Below are 18,047 nucleotides of genomic sequence, written 5' to 3'. Positions count from 1 at the left end.
CCCGCGCGGTCGTACCGGTCATGTCCGCAGCACACACCGCCCGCCGGATGTTCGAGCTGATCGAGCCGATCTGCCTGGTCACCTACCTCACCGACGAGCCGAACGAGGAGCTGGCCGCGCTCGGTCACCGCACCTACTGGGACGGCTACTTCGCGAGCCGCGCCGCACCGCTGGGCCGAGTCCCGGCCGAGGTCGTGCACGCGGCGTTCTACAGCTTCGCCGACGGCGAGGCCGCCCGGCACATCCCGAGCGCCTGGGCGACCGCCGCACCGGAGGAGTCCTTCGCCGCGTGGCGCCGGGGTAGCGTCGCGGCGCTGCGCCGGATCCTCGGCACCGAGGTGTCCGACTCCCCCGGCGTGGCCCGCGCCGCCGACCTGCTCACCACCGCTGCGACGGGCGCGCCCGTCGAGGGCCGGGTGATGTACGCCGGGATGCGCACCCTGGAGGTCCCCGCCGACCCGCTGACCCGGTTGTGGCAGTCCGCGACGACGCTGCGCGAGCACCGCGGCGACGGGCACGTCACCGCCCTGCTCGCCGAGCGGGTCGGGGGCACCGAGGCCCACCTGCTGTCCGCGCTGGACATGGGCATCCACCCGCCGGAGACGTTCGGGCGCGTGCACCACCTGCCGGCGGCCCGGCTGGCCGAGGTCATGGCCGGGCTGCGGCGACGCGGCCTGATCGACGACGACGGGTGGCTCACCGACGGGGGCCGGGAGGTCAAGGCGCGCGCCGAGGCGCTGACCGACGAGCTCGCCGCACCGCCGTACGCGGCCCTGTCCGACGCGGAGCTCGACGAGCTGGTGGCGGGCCTGGAGCCGCTGTCCACGGTGATGTCGGCGGCCTGGTCGCAGTGACCGTCGGTCAGGGCAGCAGCGCCGCCACCGCCGCCCGCGCCTGCCGCGCCGGCTCCGGGCTCCCGCTGATCGCCGCGGTCACCATCGCACCCTCCGCGAGCAGGCAGACCGGCTCGACGGGGTCCACCCCGGCCGCCGACGCCCACCCCCCGAGCTCCCGGTGGAACAGCTCCTTGTGCCTGCGCACCTCACGCAGCACCGGCTCCGAGGTACTGCCGAGCTCGCCGTAGGCGTTGATCCAGGCGCAGCCGCGGAACCCCGGCCGGGCGAACCACTCCCCCAGCCAGTCGAAGGCGGCGAGGAGCCGCTGCCGCGGGTCCTCGACCCGGGTCACGTACGCCGCCAGGTCGGCACGCCACCGCTCGTCGCGCCGACGGAGCACCGCGACGACGAGGTCCTCCTTGGTGGCGAAGTCCCGGTAGATCCGCTTGAGCGGGAGCCCCGACGCCGACCTGACCTGGTCCATCCCGACGGCCCGGATGCCGCGCTCGTAGAACAGCAGCTCCGCCGCCTCCAGCAGGCCGTCCCGGTCGAGACGGGCCTGTTCCTCGGTGATGGCCGCAGGCACCGATGACCTCCTTGACATCGAGAACGGTCGTTCCCTACGTTACCGGAACGCATCGAGAACGATGGTTCTCGACCCATCGAGGAGGCAGCCGTGGCCGAAGGCCGTCCGCCCTACCCGCCGTTCACGCCGGAGACCGCGCGACAGAAGGTGCAGGCCGCCGAGGACGCCTGGAACACCCGTGACCCGGAGCGCGTCGCGGGCGCGTACACACCGGACTCGGTGTGGCGCAACCGCGACACCTTCGCGACCGGCCGGCAGGAGATCGTCGAACTGCTGACCGCGAAGTGGCAGCGCGAGCAGGACTACGCGCTGCGCAAGAGCCTGTGGGCGTTCGACGACAACCGCATCGCCGTCCGGTTCCAGTACGAGTCCCGCGACGCCGACGGCCAGTGGTGGCGCAGCTACGGCAACGAGCTGTGGGAGTTCGACGAGCTGGGGCTCATGCGGCGGCGGGAGGCCAGCATCAACGACGTCCCGATCACCGAGGCGGAACGGCGGATCCATGGCCCGCGCCCCGACTCCGAGCGGGGTGTCGACATCCCGCTGCAGTGAGCGACGTCAGACCGTGTCCGCGCCGATGGTGTTCCGCATCCGGGTGAGCAGGTCCTGCTGTTCCCGCCCGGGCTGGTCCGGCGCCGCGGGCCGGATGCGGCCGTCGACGTCGTGCAGCGGGATGTCCGAGCGCCCGATCGCGGAGATGCGGGCCATCGACCAGCGGGAGAACACCCGGGAGTCCACCGTCGTCGACTCGAGGACCGACACGTCGGTGTGCCGGTCGTCCGCCTCGATCTTCTCGAACAGCCCGGTGACCACCGCCTCGTCGCCCTCCAGGGTCTGGACGAACCAGTTGTCCGAGATCAGCAGCGCACCGGTCACACCGGCCTTCTTGTTCTTCGACCGGGCCACGTCGAAGATCTCGGCGAGGACCTCGTCGCGGCGGTCGCGGGGCACGGTGCTGTGGCTGCGGTAGATCAGCCTGTGGACCTGCTCGGCCATCTGGCTCCCCCGTGTCGATCGGGCCGCCTCACCGGAGACGGGCGCGGAACCGTCACGGACCCGGATCCCGGGTGATCGTCACGGCCGACCCGACGGTAGTGGCGTACGACACAGTCCGACGTCGCGATATGAGACATCCTGTCGGAAGATCAGCCGCTACCGGACCCCGTCGAACCGGACGTCCACCCGGACCTGTCGTCCGTCCCGAACCGCCACACCGTGGTCCGGTCGTTCCTCACCGTCGACCCGGACCCGCAGCGGTGCGCCCTCGCCGGTGAAGTTGCGCCACCAGTTCTTCCGGTCCGGCAGCTCGACACGGATGACGCCGCCGTCGCCGGCGGGCTGGAAGGCCACGGGAAGCCGGAACTCCGTGCCGGATCGGCGTCCGTGGTAGCTGATCTCCGTCAGCGGACCGAGCCGGCCCGAGCGCGCGAGGGGCGCGACGACGGTGTTGACGACCCGGGCCATGCGCTGGAGGAGGTTCACGCTCCGCCAGGGTAGCCGCCTCCGACCGACACCGCCCGCGTCGCGACCGGGCGGTCGGGGCAGGTCAGCAGTCGCTCCGGGGCACCAGGCCCCGCTCGCACAGGTACTGCATCTGGGTCTCGCCGCTGGTCGGTGCCCGCCCCGCGGACGTACCCGGGTCGAGGTACCCCTGGTAGGCGGAGCACGACGGGTCGAACCGGCCGGCCGCCATCGCCCGCGCCGCGCAGTCGGCACCGGAGGTCGTCGCCCTGCTCCGCTCGGCCTCCCGCGCCTCGGCCGCCGCAGCCCGGTCCATCGCCCGGCGGGCCGCGGTGATCGCGCCGTCCACCGCCGCGCCCGGCACGGACGCCGCCGGACCGACCCGGAGCAGCACACCGGTGGCGGGTGCGAACCGGGCGGACACCGGAGCGACCGCGGGTTCCGGGACGGTGCTCGGCTCGGCCCCGGACGCCGCGGCGCACGCACTGGTGGCGAACACGGCGGCGACGACGGCTGCCACGGCGAAGCGGCCCATGCCCATCGTCGTTCCCCCAGCCGGTCGCTCCGGCCTCGCTCGCCGAGGCCTCGCGCACAGTGTCGTGGGTGGCGCGACGACGGTCAGCGTGTGCGCCGGATCGTCACCCCTTCTGATGAGCGGGGTGCGGAGACGGGGCGGGTCGGACGTTGAAAGGGAACGACTCTGCACGATCCGCGGACCTGCGGCGTTCGCGATCGCACACTCGGGATCTCGCGGAAGCCTGCTGCGCGGTACAGCGATGATCAGACGGCCGCTGCGTCGGCCACCGTCACCCAGGCAGCCGCGCGATCGGCGTCGACGCCGGCGGATCGGGCGATACTGCGACCGAGGAGGTGAGCCGTCTCCAGGTCGTCGTAGCTGAGTTTCAGGGCAAGCACGGCGACGTCGTAGGCGGCTTCGCCGTTCATCCCTCGGGGGGCGATGAACCACAGCCGCGAGTTGCCGTGGAGCACGTGGGGCGGCGAGAGGTCGGCGTGGCACAGGCCGGCCGGCATGTCGGTGGCGAGCTGGTCGAGAACGACACCGGCGTCCGGATCGGTCAGCCGTGCCCGGAGCCACGGCACCATGCTCGGCACCGAGGGCACGCCGTCCTCGTCGGCGAGGGTGCGCAGCATCGCGGCTGCACCCTCGAGGTCCCGCGGCCGTGGCTCCCGCTCGGCGAACGATGCCCCGGGCTCGACCGCGTCCAGCGCGGTCCACGTGCTCGTGGGTGTGTTCCGCAGGAGATGGACCGCAGGCGCCAGACCAGCACGCGCGAGCTGCTCCAGCACCGCGGCCTGGTGAACGGCGTCCGGGTCGGGGCTCGACCGCAGGACCACCCGAGCACCGGCGCTGGTCGTCGCCTCCACCAGGTGGGCAGACCCGGCGGAGAACGTCGTGCCGGTCGGCGTGACCGAGAGCGCGGCGCAGACCTCGGCCAGCTCGACGGGGAGCGCCTCGATCCAGGCGGGTGCGCGGTCGGGCCATCGCGCGTGTGCGGCTCGGGCGACGTCGGGGTGCAGCGGGGTCACGGGCGCAGTGCGGTGGCGACGGCGGACCGGGTCAGACGTTGAACCGGAACTCGACCACGTCGCCGTCGTGCATGACGTAGTCCTTCCCCTCCATCCGCACCTTCCCCGCGGCCTTCGCGGCGTTCATCGACCCCGCGGCGACCAGGTCGTCGAAGGACACGATCTCGGCCTTGATGAAGCCCCGCTCGAAGTCGGTGTGGATGACCCCGGCCGCCTGCGGCGCGGTGGCGCCCTGCGGGATCGTCCAGGCCCGCGACTCCTTGGGCCCGGCGGTCAGGTAGGTCTGCAGCCCGAGGGTGGCGAACCCGGCGCGGGCCAGCTGGGCCAGTCCCGGCTCGTCCTGCCCAATCGACTCCAGGAGCTCGGCGGCGGAGGAGTCGTCGAGCTCCAGCAGCTCGGCCTCGACCTTGGCGTCGAGGAACACGGCGCGGGCGGGGGCGACGAGCTCGGTGAGCTCCTTGCGCCGGGCGTCGTCGGTGAGGACGGCCTCGTCGGCGTTGAAGACGTAGAGGAACGGCTTCGTCGTGAGCAGCGTCAGCTCGCGCAGCAGCTCGGTGTCGGCCTCGGCCTGGAACAGCGTCCGGCCCTCGTTGAGGATCGCGACGGCGGCGTTCGCGGCGTCGAGGACCGGCTTGCGGTCCTTCTGCGTGCGGGCCTCCTTCTCCAGCCGCGGCACCGCCTTCTCCAGCGTCTGGAGGTCGGCCAGGACCAGCTCGGTCGCGATCGTCTCGATGTCGCTCGCGGCGTCGATGCGGCCGTCGACGTGCACCACGTCCGGGTCGTCGAAGACGCGGACGACCTGGCAGATCGCGTCGGACTCGCGGATGTTCGCGAGGAACTTGTTGCCCAGACCCGCGCCCTCGGACGCGCCCTTGACGATGCCGGCGATGTCGACGAACGACACCGTCGCCGGGATGATCTTCTCCGACGAGAAGATCTCGGCCAGCTTCCCCAGGCGCTCGTCGGGGAGCGGGACGACGCCGACGTTGGGCTCGATCGTCGCGAACGGGTAGTTCGCGGCGAGCACGTCGTTGCGGGTCAGCGCGTTGAACAGGGTCGACTTGCCGACGTTGGGCAGGCCGACGATGCCGAGGGTGAGGGACACGGACGACCAGGGTAGTCGGGACTCCTCAGCCCGGTTCGAGCCGGTAGCCCGCACCGCGCACCGTCGCGATCCAACCGGCGCCGAGCTTACGACGCAGATAGCGCACGTAGACGTCGACGACGTTGGACGAGGCCCCCGACTCGGCGGGCCCCCACACCAGCCGGAGCAGCTGGTCGCGGGACAGCACCTGGCCCGGGTGGCGCAGGAACGTCTCGGCCAGCGCGCACTCGCGCGTGGACAGCTCGACGGTGCGGCCGTGCACGCTCACGTGCCGGGTGCGGGGGTCGAGCTCGAGTCCGTGGAAGGTCAGCAGGTCCGGGTCCGGGACCGGGCGGGCGCGCTCCAGCCGCAACCGGATCCGGGCCACCAGCTCCTCGAACCGGAACGGTTTGGCCATGTAGTCGTCGGCGCCACCGGTCAGCCCGGCGACGGTGTCGTGCACGCTGTCGCGCGCGGTCAGGATGATCACCGGAACGCTGCTGCCGGCCGCCCGCAGTCGTCGCAGCACCTCGAAGCCGTCCATCCCGGGCAGCCCGATGTCGAGCACCAGCAGGTCGAACCCCCCGGACACGGCGTGGTCGTGCACGCCGGGCCCGTCGGCGACGACCGTGACCTCGAACCCGGCCCCGACCAGGCCCTTCTTCACGAAGGACGCGATGCGCGGCTCGTCCTCGGCCACCAGGATCCGGCTGGTCACGTCTCGCTCCTCGGCAGGTCCAGCGTGAAGGTCGCCCCGTGCCCGGGAGTGCTCTCGAGCAGCACGCGACCGCCGTGCGTCGTCGCGATGGCCTCGACGATGGACAGCCCGAGCCCGGCGCCGTCGGAGCGGGGTGCGTCGTCGCCGCGCGCGAAGCGCCGGAACACCCGCTGCCGGTCCTCCGGTGCGATGCCCGGTCCGGTGTCGGCCACCCAGATCCGCACCCGCCCGTCGACCGCCTCCGAGCCGAGCGCGATCCGGTCGCCGTCGCCGGTGAAGCGGGTCGCGTTGTCGGCCAGCGCGACGACGGCCTGGGTGATCCGCTGCGGGTCCATCCGGCACCGCACCGCGGCCACCGCCTCCAGCCGCCAGTCCCGGTCGGCGAGGCCGGTCAGCTTCTCGAACAGCTCCCGGGTCAGTGCGGCGACGTCGACGATCTCGGTCCGGAGCAGCGACGGCTGCTCGGCCCGGGTCAGCGCGAGCATCTCCGACACCAGCCGGTTCATCCGCTCCAGCTCGTCGTCGACCAGGGCGACGGTCTCGACGACGTCGTCGGGGTCGTGCGGATCGAGCACCCCGAGGTGCCCCCGCACGATGGTGATCGGGGTGCGCAGCTCGTGCCCGGCGTCGTCGACGAACCGCCGCTGGGACACCATCCCGCTCTGCACCCGGTCGAGCATCGCGTTCAGCGTGATGGCCAGCTCGGCGATCTCGTCGCGGGCCTGCGCGCGCTGCGGCACCCGACGCGAGAGGTCCCGCCCGGTGATGGTGTTGGCGGTCGCGGCGACGTCGCGCAGCGGCCGCAGGATGCGCCCGGCCACCAGCCACGCCCCGACCGCGGACAGCAGCGCCGTACCGAACCCGACCAGCCCCATCAACCGCGCGGCCTCGTGGGCGAAGTCGTGCTCGCGGTCGGTGAAGTAGCCGATCACGATGACGCCGCGCTGCGGGTCGCCGGCGAGCCCGACCGGCAACGCCGACCAGCGAACCTCGCCCGCCGAGCTCTCGTAGGACCCGCGGGTGGGACGACGGACGTCGGCGACCAGCGCGGTGAACGCCGGGTCCTCGCGCAGCAGCACCCGCGGGCTGGTCCGCCGGGACTCCCAGCGGAAGCGCCCGTCGAGGTAGCCGAGGAACTTCTCGTTCGGCCGCGCGACGTTCGCGGCGATCACCGACCGCAGGATCTCGTCGACCGAGGAGTACGGCCGGCCGGTCGTCGGGTTGATGCCGGTCTCGGTGACGCGGGCGAACTCGGCGATCTCGGAGTTCAGCGCCCCGTCGATCCGGCGGTCGGTCTCGTCGATCAGCAGCATCCAGGTCAGCAGCGTGACGACGCCCAGCGAGGCCAGCACCAGCAGCACAACCCACCCGACGATGCGGGTGCGGGCCCCGATCGCCCGACCGACGCGGCGGGGCCCGGGGCCGGACCCGACGGCCTCGGTCGCGATGATCGCCTCCAGTTCGTCCGTGCCGGTGACCATGATCCCGTACCCGCTGCGGGACGGGCGCACCGTGGGCAGCGCTCTCGTGCCGACACCCGGCGCGGATGAGCACCGTCGGTCGCCGATGCAGCTCCGTTGGGAGTAAGACCTACTCCGCCACGCGTCGCACAGGTGACACACAGCCATCATCGAGCCGCTCCCACCACCCGGACGGCCGAGCACCACATCCGTCCGGGCCGAGCTTCGACGACCGCTTCGCCTGCGATCGGGGATGGGCCCCGGGCGCGCTCTGCCCCTGGACCGGACCCCGGACACCGGTGACCGATTCCCGCCAGTGACGACGGCCGCCCAGTGGCATCGTCGGTGCCGTGCTGCTCGACCACGACTCCTGCTACCGCGCCGTCGCCGCCAAGGACGCGCGGTTCGACGGCCAGTTCGTCACGGCCGTGCGCACCACCGGTATCTACTGCCGTCCGTCCTGCCCGGTACCGCCCCCGCGCTCGCACAACGTCGAGTTCCTGCGGACCGCGGCCGCCGCGCAGACCGCGGGCTACCGGGCCTGCCGGCGGTGCCTGCCCGACGCCGTCCCCGGCTCGCCGGAATGGAACCTGCGTGCCGACGCCGCGGGGCGGGCCATGCGCCTGATCGCCGACGGCGTCGTCGAGCGCGACGGGGTTCCCGGGCTCGCGTCGCGGCTGGGCTACTCGACCCGCCAGCTCGGCCGGATCCTCACCTCCGAGGTGGGTGCCGGGCCGTTGGCATTGGCCCGCGCGCAGCGCGCGCACACCGCCCGCATCCTGGTCGAGACCACCTCGCTCGGGCTGGCCGACGTCGCGTTCGCCGCCGGGTTCGGCAGCGTCCGCCAGTTCAACGACACCGTCCGCGCCGTCTACGGCGTCCCGCCCTCCCAGCTGCGCGCCGAGGCCGCCCGCCGCACGCGCAGCCGCGAGCCCGGCCCGCCCGGGGCCCTCGTGCTGCGGCTGCCCTACCGGTCCCCGTTCGACCCGCACGGCCTGCTCGACCACCTCGCGGCCCGTGCCGTCGCCGGTGTCGAGACCATCAGCGGCGGCACCTACCGCCGCACGCTGCGGCTGCCGCACGGACCGGCCGCCGTCGCACTGGACCTGACCGTGCGGCCCGGGGCCGTGGTGGCGACGCTGCGGGCGTCCGACCCGCGGGACGTCGGGCCCGCGGTCTCGCGGCTGCGCCGGCTGCTCGACCTCGACGCCGACCCGCTCGCCGTCGACGCCGTGCTGGGTGCCGACGACGCACTCGGCCCCCTGGTCACCGCGACGCCCGGGATCCGGCTGGCAGGCACCGTGGACCCCGCCGAGACGGCGGTCCGCACGGTGCTGGGTCAGCAGGTGTCGGTCGCCGCCGCCCGCACCGCCGCGGCCCGGCTCGCGGCCACGCACGGGGCGCCGCTGCCCGCGGAGCTGTGCGACGACGGCGGGCCGCACCTGCTGTTCCCCGAGCCGGGAACCCTCGTCGACGCCGATCTCGCGGGCCCGGCCCGACGGGCGTCGTCGCTGCGCGGGCTGTGTGCCGCGCTCGCCGACGGCACCCTCGCCCTCGACCCCGGGCGCGATCCGGACGACCTGCGCGCCGAGCTGTGCGCGCTGCCCGGGATCGGCCCCTGGAGCGCCGGCTACCTGGCCATGCGCGTCCTGGGCGACCCCGACGAGCTGCTCGCCTCCGACCTCGCGGTGCGCCGCGGCGCCGAGGCGCTCGGACTGCCCGGCGACGAGGCCGCGCTCACCGCGCGCGCCCGCGCCTGGGCCCCCTGGCGGTCCTACGCCGCCACCCATCTCTGGCGGGCCGCGACGTCCGCCGCCACCACCACCGCTCGGAGGAGCGCATGAGCACAGCAACGTGGTCCACACGGGACACCCCGGCCGGACCGTTCACCGCGGTCGTCGACGACGACGGCCACGTCCTCGCCTCCGGCTGGACCGCCTCGGTCGACGAGCTGCTGGCCCTGGTGCACCACTCACTGGCCCCGACAACCGTGGTCGAGGGCGACCTCGGCGCGGTCGGCGAGGCGGTCGACCGCTACCACGACGGCGAGCTGTCGGTGATCGACGACGTGCCCGTCCGCCAGCGGTCCGGCCCCTACCGGGAGCTGGCGTGGGACGTGCTGCGGACCGTGCCCGCGGGGGCGCCGGTCACCTACACCGGCTACGCCGAGAAGACCGGCCGCCCCGCGGCGGTGCGTGCCGCGGCCGGCGCCTGCGCGTCCAACGCGGCGGCGCTGTTCGTCCCGTGCCACCGGGTGCTGCGCAGCGACGGGACCCTGGGCGGGTTCCGCTACGGCCTGGCCGTGAAGCGGTGGCTGCTGGAGCACGAGGCGGTCTGAGACCGTCCCGGCGACCGCGGATCGCGCGCCGCGGCCGCCGGGTGCCCCGGCACCGGTGCCCCCGGGTCAGCCCTCGGTGACCGGTCCGACCTGGATCCCGGCGTCGACGCCGATCGGCCCCCGGGCCAGGAAGCTGCCCGGGATGTCACCGCCGGGACCGTGCAGCGAGAACTCCAGCTCGTTCGCCGGGGTGGGCCCGGCGGAGTTGCGGATCTGCACGTCGAACTGCACGGGCTCCCCCGGCCCGAACTCGACGGCGCGGGTCTGGTCGCCGTAGGGCACCGCGACCTCGGAGGCGCGCGGCGAGCCGTTCAGGCTGAACACCAGGTCCGACGGCGATCCGGACAGCAGGCACGGCGCGGTGCCCGGGGCCGCGCTGAGCACGACCGAGTAGTGACGGTGCCCGGCGCTCGCCGGCGCCGGGTGGATGGTCGCCTGCTGGTTCGCCGGTCGGCAGGCGCTGGGCGCCGGGTCCCCCGCCGGCGTCGCGGGTGCGGCCGAGGCGACCCCGGCCGGGACGAGCACGGCCGCGGCGGCGACAGCCAGGGCGGCGGTGGTCGTGGCGACCGTACGGCCAATGGTGCGGGCGAGTCGGGTGGTCATCACAGGTACCTCTCTCACTCTCGCGGCGTCCGGGCCCCCCGGCCCGGACCGTCGGCCCCCGAAGGTCCGACACCGGAGAAGACGTGTGCATAGCGAACCGGTTCGCCCCGCGTGGCATCCGTCTCGCCGGGGCAACCCACCCGGCCGCCGGCCGACCCCTGCGGTCCGGCGCGCGACACCGGACTCCGGACACGCCGGCGACCTGCGGCGACGCGGAACTGTCGGGGGTGCGGTGCATGCTGCGGGGGTGGACGTCCTCAGCCTGCTCCTCGGATCGACGCTCGGTGCGGCGGTCGCCGCCGCCGTGGTCTGGTCGGTGGCCGCCGCCCGGTTCCGTGCCGAGGCGGCCGAGGCGGCCAGGGCCGCCGCGAACACCGCCGCCACCACCCGGGCGGACGCCGCGGGCCTGCGCGCCGAGCGCACCGCGCTGCTCGAGCGGGTCGAGGAGCTGCACGAGTCGCTCGACGACGCGACGAACCGGGCCCGGCGCGCCGAGTCCGAGGCCGCCGGGGCCACCGCCGCGCTGCGCGCCGAGCGGGAGGCCCGGGCGCAGGCCGAGGCCACGACGGTGCGCCGTGAGGCCGAGCTGAAGGACTCCTTCGCCGCGCTGTCGCAGGACGCGCTGGCCCGCAACAACGAGGCGTTCGTGGCGCTGGCGGAGAGCCGGATCAAGGAGGCGACCGCCGCGGTCGCGGCCAGGGCCGACGGCGACCAGGCAGCCCGCGCGAAGGCCGTCGAGCAGCTGCTCGACCCGGTCTCGGCGGCGCTGGGCCGGGTCGAGGGGCAGCTGCGAACGGTGGAGAAGGAACGCGAGTCCGCCTATGCCGGGCTCCGCGAGCAGGTCAGGGCGATGGCGGCGAGCTCGGACAGGCTCGGCACCGAGACGAAGGCGCTGGTCAACGCGCTGCGGGCGCCGCAGGTGCGGGGCCGGTGGGGTGAGATGCAGCTGCAGCGGGTCGCCGAGATGGCCGGGATGCTCGAGCACTGCGACTTCTCCACCCAGGTGTCCGCCGCCGGGGAGGACGGCGGGGTCCGCCCGGACATGCTGGTCCGGCTCGCGGGCGGCAAGCAGGTCGTCGTCGACGCGAAGGTGCCGTTCGCGGCCTACCTGCAGGCGGTCGAGGCCTCCGACCCGGACGTCCACACCGAGCGGCTCGCCGCGCACGCCCGGCAGCTGCGCACGCACGTGGACCAGCTCTCCGCCAAGGCGTACTGGGAGTCGTTCGAACCCACACCGGAGTTCGTGGTGCTGTTCGTGCCCGGCGACCCGTTCCTGGAGGCCGCACTCCGCTCGGACCCGGGGCTGCTGGAGTACGCCTTCGGCCGCAACGTCGTGCTCTCGACGCCGACCACCCTCGTCGCGCTGCTGCGCACCGTCGCCTACGGCTGGAAGCAGGAGGCGCTGGCCCGCAACGCCGCCCAGGTGCACCGGCTCGGGCGCGAGCTGCACGGGCGCCTCGCGACGATGGGCACCCACGTCGCGAAGCTCGGCCGCAGCCTCGACGCGGTCGTGGACAGCTACAACCGGACCGTCTCCTCGCTGGAGGCCCGGGTCCTGGTGAGCGCCCGGAAGTTCACCGAGCTGCAGGTGTCCGACACCGAGCTGGAGACCCCCGCGACCGTCGACCGGACCCCGCGTGGGGTCTCCGCACCCGAGCTGGTCGCCTCCGCCGGGGACTCGCTGGTGTCCCTGGAGGACCTCGGGCGGCCCGACCACAACCGGACGGACGGCACCCGATCCGGCGGTGGCCGACCCGACGGCGCACATCCGGGCACGTTCGGCGACGGCGACACGGAACACGACGAGGCGGCCGGGACACCGTGGCGGGAGGGGTTAGGCTGACCGGGTGACCACGGCCCGATCGAGTTCGGCCCGCCGGCCCGGCCGGGGGTCCGCCCCCGCGCGCGGTGGCTGGCCGGTGCGCGAGCGGTCCCTGCTCCCCCCGGTCCTCGGGGTCCCGCCGCTGGCGGCGACCGGCCTGGCCGTCGGCACCACCGCTCTCGGGGTCCTGGTGGACCTGCTGCGGATCGGCACCGTCGGCCGGGTGTTCGAGGTCTGCTACCTGCTCGGTTGCGTGCTCGCGGTGTCCTGGGTCCGCCGGCGCAGCCTGTTCCTGCCGGCCGTGCAGCCGCCGCTGCTGCTCGCCGTCGTCGTGCCGCTGGTCGCGGTGCTCATCGGCGCCCCGTCCGGTGGCGGCGCGGCCCAGAGCCTGCTCATGGCGGGCGCGCCGCTCATCAACGCGTTCCCGGCGATGGCGGTGACCACGCTGGTCGTGCTGCTCGTCGCCGGCCTGCGGGTGCTGCGCCAGCGGCTCGGCCCGGACGACGTGGTCGGCCGGCTGCGGCAACGCCTGGGCCGAGACCCGGGCGGGTACGACCCGGACGGGCCCGGCGGGCGGCCCCGAGCGCCGCGCGGTGCGGGCACCCCCCGGCACGGCGACCGCGGCCCGGTCCCGCACCTCCGGCACCGCCCGCACCGGGTCGGCCACCGGGTCGACCCCGACCGGCTCAGCCCGACGCGACGCGGCCCGCACCGGGTCCACCGCGCGCGCCGGGTCCACCGGCACCGGGGTCTCGCGCACCGGCTCCGCAGCGCGCTCCACCGGGATCTCGCGCACCGGTTCGGCGGCACGCTCCACCGGGTCCGCGCGCTCCGGCTCCTCCCGCGCGGAGTCCTCCCGTGTCGATCCGTCCCGCTCCGAGCCCTCCCGCGGGTCGACGCGCGGGGCGACCGGCCGGACACGCCGCGACACCCGTTGACGGCCGAACCGGCGCTCCGCGTGCATCCGCCCAGGTGGACGGCCGGAACGTACCCCGCAGACCGCCCGGGTGACGACGGACCGGACAATGGGAGCAACCCACTGCCCTCCCGAGCGTCTTCCCCATCGGGGGCACGGCGTGACCCCGCCGCTCCCCCCGACGCACGCCGGAACCACTGGAGAGCCATGTCGATCACCCGCAGCCCCCGCAGGACGCGACCCGCGATCGTCGTCGCGCTGGTCACCGCGGCCGTCGCGCTGATCGGCGTCGGCACCGCGGTCGCCGGCACCCCGGCCGCCCAGGCCTTCCGGGACCAGCCGCTCGTCGCGGGCACCCCGTGCACCGTCACGGCCCGCGCCTGTGTCGACCTCGACTCGCAGCGCTCCTGGCTGTTCACCGACGGGAAGATCACCCACGGTCCCGTCCCGGTCGCCATCGGCGGCCCGGGCAAGGAGACCCCGATCGGCCACTCCCTGCGGGTGTACCGCAAGGAGCAGCTGCACAAGAGTGGCGAGTACACGATGACCAACGGCGAGCCCGCCCCGATGCCGTGGGCGGTGTTCTTCCAGGACGGCGGCATCGCCTTCCACGAGGGCCGCACCGACACCCCGTCGGCGGGCTGCGTCCGGCTCGCCCCGGAGAACGCGAAGCTCTGGTTCGACACCCTGCAGATCGGCGACCAGGTGCAGGTCGTGTCGGCGAAGCAGGTCCAGGCGGACCGCGCGGCGGGCTGACCGCCCCACCACCTGTACGACGCAGGCCCCGGACCGACTCGGTCCGGGGCCTGCGTCGTGCGTGACGGGCTCAGTTCACCGGGGTCAGGCCCAGCGACCGGCCGCGCGGCGGGCGCAGCTCACGGGGCAGCGAGAAGGTCAGCGTCTCCTCGGCGGTGTCGACCTCCTCGACCGAGCCGAAGCCGCGCTCGGCCAGGTACTCCACGACGCCCTGCACCAGGATCTCCGGCACCGACGCGCCGCTGGTGATCCCGACCGTCGTGACGCCGTCGAGCCACGACTCGTCGATCTCACGGGCGTAGTCGATCAGGTACGAGGCACCGGCCCCGGCGCCGAGGGCGACCTCGACCAGACGCACCGAGTTCGACGAGTTCCGCGACCCGACGACCAGCACGAGGTCGCAGCGCGGCGCCATCGTCTTCACCGCGACCTGACGGTTCTGCGTGGCGTAGCAGATGTCGTCCGACGGGGGGTTCTGCAGCTTCGGGAACCGCTCGCGCAGCGCGCGCACGGTGTCCATCGTCTCGTCGACGCTGAGCGTGGTCTGCGAGAGCCACACGACCTTCTCCGGGTCGCGGACGGTCACGGAGTCGACGTCGGCGGCGGACTCGACGAGCTGGATGTGCTGGGGCGCCTCACCGGAGGTCCCCTCGACCTCCTCGTGCCCGGCGTGCCCGACGAGCAGGATGTCGTAGTCCTCGCGGGCGAACCGCTTCGCCTCCTGGTGGACCTTGGTCACCAGCGGGCAGGTCGCGTCGATGGTCTGCAGGTTCCGGCCCGAGGCCTCGGCGCGGACCGCGGGCGAGACACCGTGCGCGGAGAACACGACGTGCGCGCCCTCCGGGACCTCCGACGCCTCGTCGACGAAGATCGCGCCGCGCTCGCGCAGCGTCTCCACCACGTGCTTGTTGTGCACGATCTCCTTGCGGACGTACACGGGGGCGCCGTACTGGTCGAGTGCCTGCTCCACCGCCTCGACGGCACGGTCGACGCCCGCGCAGTAGCCGCGGGGCTTGGCGAGCAGGACCTGCTTGGCAGAACCGGACATGCCCCCAGGGTACGGACCACCCCGGGAACGGGCAGCCGTACGTGACCGGCCCGACCGGGCGCCCGGCGCGACAGGCGACCGCGGATCGGGGGACAATGGCGTGCATGTCTCCGCTGCCGTTCCCCGTGCGGATCGCCGCCGGCCTCGTCGTGACCGCCGTCGAACAGGCCCGAGAGCTGCCGCGACACGCCGTCGAGCTGCCGGTGACCGCGGTCAGCCAGGCGTTGCAGGTGTCCATGCGGGTCCAGCAGCGGATCACCGAGCTGGCCATCAAGGGCGACCGCGCGCTGGGCACCCTGCGTCCCGCCGACGACGTCCCCAGCTGGGCGACCTTCGACGACGACCTGGCCGACGGCGCCGACCTCTCGCTGCCCGACCCGGAGCCGATCGCCCCGCCGCTGCCGCCCGCCGCCCCGGCCGGCTGCAACGGAACCGTGTCGTCGCTGCGGCCCGCCCGCACCGGCATCCCGATCGACCGGTCCCCGTCGTCCCGGCCGGCGGCGGCGTCGAACCGGGCCGAGGCGAGCGCGACCGTGCCGGCCGCGCTGCCCGAGTACCCGACGGTGACCGTGCCCCAGCTGCGCGGCAAGCTCCGCACGCTGAGCCTCGACGACCTCGCGGACCTCCTCGCCTGGGAGACCGCACACGAGAACCGGCCGCCGTACGTCACGATGCTGACGAACCGGATCGCGACGGTGTCCGAGAACCGTTGAGCGCCACGACCTCCGAGGAGGACCCGTGGCCGGTCCGCACGGTCGCCCGCAAGATCGCCGAGTGGGTCGACCGGCTCGGCGCGGTGTGGGTCGAGGGCCAGCTCGCCCAGGTCAACGCCCGCTCCGGGACCGCGTTCCTGACCCTGCGTGACCCGGCCGCCGACATCTCCCTGCAGCTGACGGCGCCGGCGGCGCTGGTGCGCGACGCCGGCGGCGCCGTGACCGAGGGCAGCCGGGTGATCGTGCACGGCAAGCCGTCGTTCTACCTGGGCCGCGGCACGCTGTCGCTGCGCGTCGACCGGATCCGCGCGGTCGGTCTCGGTGAGCTGCTGGCCCGCATCGAGCGGCTGCGCAGGCTGCTCGCCGCCGAGGGACTGTTCGACCCGTCCCTCAAGCGGCGGCCGCCGCTGCTCCCGCACACCATCGGTCTGGTCACCGGGCGCGACTCCGCGGCCGAGCACGACGTGGTCCGCAACGCGACCGCGCGCTGGCCCGCGGTGCGGTTCCGGATCGAGAACGTCGCCGTACAGGGCGGGCTGGCCGTGGAACAGGTCGTCGGCGCGCTGCGGGCGCTCGACCGCGACCCGGACGTCGAGGTCATCGTGCTCGCCCGCGGCGGCGGCAGCGTCGAGGACCTGCTGCCCTTCTCCGACGAGACGCTGTGCCGCGCCGTCGCCGCCTGCCGCACCCCGGTCGTGTCGGCCATCGGGCACGAGCCGGACACCCCGCTGGTCGACCACGTCGCCGACGTGCGCTGTTCCACCCCGACCGAGGCCGGACGCAGCCTGGTCCCCGACCTCGCCGAGGAGACCGCCCGGATCTCCGGGCTGCGCGACCGGGCCCGCCGAGCCCTGCACGGCTGGGTCGACCGCGAGCAGCACCGCCTCGACGACCTGCGCCGGCGGCCGGTGCTCGCCGACCCGCTGCGCATGGTCACCGCCCGGGAGGGCGAGATCGCCGACGCCCGCGCCACCGCCCACCGCGCGGTGCTGCGCCGGCTGGACCGGGCGTCGTCGGAGCTGGAGCACCTGGGCGCCCGGCTCGCCGCGCTCGGCCCGACCGCGACCCTGGCGCGCGGCTACGCGATCGTGCAGCTCGCCGACCGCACCGACGACGTGCCCCCGCTGCTGCGGTCGGTCGCCGACGCGCCCGCCGGAACCGGCCTGCGGATCCGGGTCGCCGACGGCGCGGTCGCCGCCACCGTGACCACCACCCCCGACCCGGAGACCCGATGAGCGACCGACCGGCAGTGGAGACCCTGGGCTACGAGAAGGCCCGCGACGAGCTCATCGAGGTCGTGCGCGCGCTGGAGGTCGGCGGCCTCGGCCTGGACGAGTCCGTCGCGCTGTGGGAGCGCGGCGAGGCCCTGGCCAAGCGCTGCGACGCCCAGCTCGCCGGCGCCCGCACCCGCATCGAGGAGAAGCTCGCCGACGCCGACGCCGACCCCGACGCCACCTGAGCCTCCGACACGGGAACCGGCGTCCCACACGGGTTCCGGCCCCGTGTGGGACGCCGCATCCGGTGTGGGAGGTCACCGGGGCGGCAGCCTTGCGCGGAGGCGGATCAGGAGGGCGGTGGGGGCGTCCAGGTCGCGCCAGGTCCACCGGACGACGTGCAGGCCCAGGTCACGCAGCCGGTCCTCGCGGATCTTCTCCTCGGTGATCACCTGACCCGCCGTCCTCCCCGGCGGGAGCAGACGCCCGTACTTCACCTCGCCGTCGAACTCCCCGACGACGGGCGGGCTGCCGTCCCACCAGAAGTCGACGGTCGCGCACCACCTGCCGCCGGCGTCCCGGACCTCGCGCTGCAGGTCGGGGACCGGGAGCCCGGCCGCGTGGAACAACACGCGGCTCCGTGACTCGCCGGGGCTCGCGGCGCGCCCGTCGGCGAACCGCGCCACGCGCACCGCGGCCGCCGTCCCCCGGCGACGACGCTCCGGGCGCGCCGCGGTCAGGAGCTCCGCGGTCCGGAGCCCGTACCGCCGGGCCAGACCGTCCGCGACGACGACCGCCTGACCGAACGGCACCGTCCTGGCCACGTCGGCGACGGTGCGGGCGGGGGTGGTCACCAGGAGCCCGCGCACCCACACCGTCTCCGCGGGATCGAGGGGCACCGCGTGGAGGACGAGGTCGTGTCCCCGGCGAGCCCCGGTCGGCGC

General features: G+C 74.6%; 19 protein-coding genes and 1 pseudogene. 9 read left to right on the top strand and 11 right to left on the bottom strand.

Going from position 1 to position 18,047, the window contains the following annotated elements; all coding sequences use genetic code 11:
- The first annotated feature begins 20 nt into the window (after window positions 1-20).
- Complete coding sequence (locus FVA95_RS08075; RefSeq protein WP_240051342.1) at window positions 21-854, top strand: MarR family transcriptional regulator; 834 nt, start codon at window positions 21-23, stop codon at window positions 852-854.
- 7 nt (window positions 855-861) lie between these two features.
- Here the strand turns inward: FVA95_RS08075 and FVA95_RS08070 are convergent, their stop codons facing one another.
- Complete coding sequence (locus FVA95_RS08070; protein ID WP_149663641.1) at window positions 862-1,422, bottom strand: TetR/AcrR family transcriptional regulator; 561 nt, start codon at window positions 1,420-1,422, stop codon at window positions 862-864.
- A 90-nt stretch (window positions 1,423-1,512) separates the two neighbouring features.
- Between FVA95_RS08070 and FVA95_RS08065 the strand changes: the two genes are divergently transcribed.
- Window positions 1,513-1,974 (top strand): nuclear transport factor 2 family protein, encoded by a 462-nt coding sequence (locus FVA95_RS08065; RefSeq protein ID WP_075308225.1) that lies wholly within the window; start codon window positions 1,513-1,515, stop codon window positions 1,972-1,974.
- Between the two features lie 6 nt (window positions 1,975-1,980).
- On the opposite strand, the gene FVA95_RS08060 is transcribed toward FVA95_RS08065, so the two are convergent.
- The 7 genes from FVA95_RS08060 to FVA95_RS08030 all read right to left on the bottom strand — a co-directional run bounded on the left by FVA95_RS08060 (window position 1,981) and on the right by FVA95_RS08030 (window position 7,714).
- On the bottom strand, window positions 1,981-2,418 hold the full coding sequence (locus FVA95_RS08060; RefSeq protein ID WP_020623134.1) for a BLUF domain-containing protein: 438 nt from the start codon (window positions 2,416-2,418) through the stop codon (window positions 1,981-1,983).
- A gap of 156 nt (window positions 2,419-2,574) precedes the next feature.
- Window positions 2,575-2,904, bottom strand: a complete 330-nt coding sequence (locus FVA95_RS08055) for a hypothetical protein (RefSeq protein WP_205015796.1) — start codon at window positions 2,902-2,904, stop codon at window positions 2,575-2,577.
- A 64-nt stretch (window positions 2,905-2,968) separates the two neighbouring features.
- The gene (locus FVA95_RS08050) at window positions 2,969-3,418 is read right to left on the bottom strand and encodes a hypothetical protein (RefSeq protein WP_149663640.1); all 450 of its coding nucleotides are present in this window, start codon (window positions 3,416-3,418) and stop codon (window positions 2,969-2,971) included.
- A gap of 245 nt (window positions 3,419-3,663) precedes the next feature.
- Window positions 3,664-4,431 (bottom strand): aminoglycoside phosphotransferase family protein, encoded by a 768-nt coding sequence (locus FVA95_RS08045; RefSeq protein WP_149663639.1) that lies wholly within the window; start codon window positions 4,429-4,431, stop codon window positions 3,664-3,666.
- Window positions 4,432-4,462: 31 nt separating this feature from the next.
- Entirely contained in the window at window positions 4,463-5,536 is a 1,074-nt protein-coding gene (gene ychF / locus FVA95_RS08040; protein ID WP_149663638.1) for a redox-regulated ATPase YchF, read from the bottom strand.
- A gap of 25 nt (window positions 5,537-5,561) precedes the next feature.
- Window positions 5,562-6,233, bottom strand: a complete 672-nt coding sequence (locus tag FVA95_RS08035; RefSeq protein ID WP_149663637.1) for a response regulator transcription factor — start codon at window positions 6,231-6,233, stop codon at window positions 5,562-5,564.
- A complete protein-coding gene (locus FVA95_RS08030) occupies window positions 6,230-7,714 on the bottom strand; it encodes a cell wall metabolism sensor histidine kinase WalK (RefSeq protein ID WP_149663636.1) in 1,485 nt (494 codons plus the stop codon). Before FVA95_RS08030 ends, FVA95_RS08035 begins: the two co-directional genes overlap by 4 nt.
- A gap of 329 nt (window positions 7,715-8,043) precedes the next feature.
- Between FVA95_RS08030 and FVA95_RS08025 the strand changes: the two genes are divergently transcribed.
- Together FVA95_RS08025 and FVA95_RS08020 are read left to right on the top strand one after the other, a co-directional pair.
- Window positions 8,044-9,537, top strand: coding sequence for a DNA-3-methyladenine glycosylase 2 family protein (locus tag FVA95_RS08025; RefSeq protein ID WP_149663635.1), 1,494 nt, complete (start codon window positions 8,044-8,046; stop codon window positions 9,535-9,537).
- Window positions 9,534-10,031, top strand: coding sequence for a methylated-DNA--[protein]-cysteine S-methyltransferase (locus FVA95_RS08020; protein WP_149663634.1), 498 nt, complete (start codon window positions 9,534-9,536; stop codon window positions 10,029-10,031). Before FVA95_RS08025 ends, FVA95_RS08020 begins: the two co-directional genes overlap by 4 nt.
- Window positions 10,032-10,097: 66 nt before the next feature.
- Here the strand turns inward: FVA95_RS08020 and FVA95_RS08015 are convergent, their stop codons facing one another.
- Window positions 10,098-10,634 carry a hypothetical protein gene (locus FVA95_RS08015; RefSeq protein ID WP_149663633.1) on the bottom strand — a complete coding sequence of 179 codons (537 nt, stop codon included), beginning with the start codon at window positions 10,632-10,634 and terminating at the stop codon, window positions 10,098-10,100.
- Between the two features lie 247 nt (window positions 10,635-10,881).
- On the opposite strand from FVA95_RS08015, the gene rmuC reads away from it, so the two are divergent.
- Window positions 10,882-12,477 (top strand): DNA recombination protein RmuC, encoded by a 1,596-nt coding sequence (gene rmuC / locus FVA95_RS08010; RefSeq protein ID WP_240051341.1) that lies wholly within the window; start codon window positions 10,882-10,884, stop codon window positions 12,475-12,477.
- Between the two features lie 76 nt (window positions 12,478-12,553).
- Window positions 12,554-14,128 (top strand): DUF6542 domain-containing protein, encoded by a 1,575-nt coding sequence (locus FVA95_RS33655; protein ID WP_304627176.1) that lies wholly within the window; start codon window positions 12,554-12,556, stop codon window positions 14,126-14,128.
- Between the two features lie 70 nt (window positions 14,129-14,198).
- Here FVA95_RS33655 and FVA95_RS08000 read toward each other — a convergent pair whose 3' ends face one another.
- The gene (locus FVA95_RS08000; protein ID WP_060713231.1) at window positions 14,199-15,176 is read right to left on the bottom strand and encodes a 4-hydroxy-3-methylbut-2-enyl diphosphate reductase; all 978 of its coding nucleotides are present in this window, start codon (window positions 15,174-15,176) and stop codon (window positions 14,199-14,201) included.
- 104 nt (window positions 15,177-15,280) lie between these two features.
- Between FVA95_RS08000 and FVA95_RS07995 the strand changes: the two genes are divergently transcribed.
- From FVA95_RS07995 to FVA95_RS07985, 3 genes are read left to right on the top strand one after another with little or no spacing between them, the layout of a single operon-like run.
- On the top strand, window positions 15,281-15,889 hold the full coding sequence (locus FVA95_RS07995) for a lipid droplet-associated protein (protein ID WP_149663631.1): 609 nt from the start codon (window positions 15,281-15,283) through the stop codon (window positions 15,887-15,889).
- Window positions 15,886-17,124, top strand: coding sequence for an exodeoxyribonuclease VII large subunit (gene xseA / locus FVA95_RS07990; RefSeq protein WP_149663630.1), 1,239 nt, complete (start codon window positions 15,886-15,888; stop codon window positions 17,122-17,124). Before FVA95_RS07995 ends, xseA begins: the two co-directional genes overlap by 4 nt.
- Window positions 17,121-17,348: an exodeoxyribonuclease VII small subunit gene (locus tag FVA95_RS07985; RefSeq protein ID WP_149663629.1), complete on the top strand. Its 228-nt coding sequence runs from the start codon at window positions 17,121-17,123 to the stop codon at window positions 17,346-17,348. Before xseA ends, FVA95_RS07985 begins: the two co-directional genes overlap by 4 nt.
- Before the next feature lie 72 nt (window positions 17,349-17,420).
- Here the strand turns inward: FVA95_RS07985 and FVA95_RS07980 are convergent.
- Window positions 17,421-18,047, bottom strand: a pseudogene (locus FVA95_RS07980) (hypothetical protein); the annotation flags it as partial.

This window comes from Pseudonocardia sp. EV170527-09 (genome assembly GCF_008369905.1).
Taxonomy (GTDB): Bacteria; Actinomycetota; Actinomycetes; order Mycobacteriales; family Pseudonocardiaceae; genus Pseudonocardia.
Note: the sequence above shows the minus strand (reverse complement) of the source record. Positions and strands in the feature narration are given on the sequence as shown.

Excerpts from the sequence above, each read along its gene's own strand:
- FVA95_RS08075 (WP_240051342.1), top strand. The coding sequence starts at position 21 with ATGTCCGCAGCACACACCGCCCGCCGGATGTTCGAGCTGATCGAGCCG.
- FVA95_RS08060 (WP_020623134.1), bottom strand. The coding sequence starts at position 2,418 with ATGGCCGAGCAGGTCCACAGGCTGATCTACCGCAGCCACAGCACCGTG.
- FVA95_RS08050 (WP_149663640.1), bottom strand. The coding sequence starts at position 3,418 with ATGGGCCGCTTCGCCGTGGCAGCCGTCGTCGCCGCCGTGTTCGCCACC.
- FVA95_RS08030 (WP_149663636.1), bottom strand. The coding sequence starts at position 7,714 with ATGGTCACCGGCACGGACGAACTGGAGGCGATCATCGCGACCGAGGCC.
- FVA95_RS08020 (WP_149663634.1), top strand. The coding sequence starts at position 9,534 with ATGAGCACAGCAACGTGGTCCACACGGGACACCCCGGCCGGACCGTTC.
- FVA95_RS08015 (WP_149663633.1), bottom strand. The coding sequence starts at position 10,634 with ATGACCACCCGACTCGCCCGCACCATTGGCCGTACGGTCGCCACGACC.
- FVA95_RS08000 (WP_060713231.1), bottom strand. The coding sequence starts at position 15,176 with ATGTCCGGTTCTGCCAAGCAGGTCCTGCTCGCCAAGCCCCGCGGCTAC.
- FVA95_RS07995 (WP_149663631.1), top strand. The coding sequence starts at position 15,281 with ATGTCTCCGCTGCCGTTCCCCGTGCGGATCGCCGCCGGCCTCGTCGTG.
- FVA95_RS07985 (WP_149663629.1), top strand. The coding sequence starts at position 17,121 with ATGAGCGACCGACCGGCAGTGGAGACCCTGGGCTACGAGAAGGCCCGC.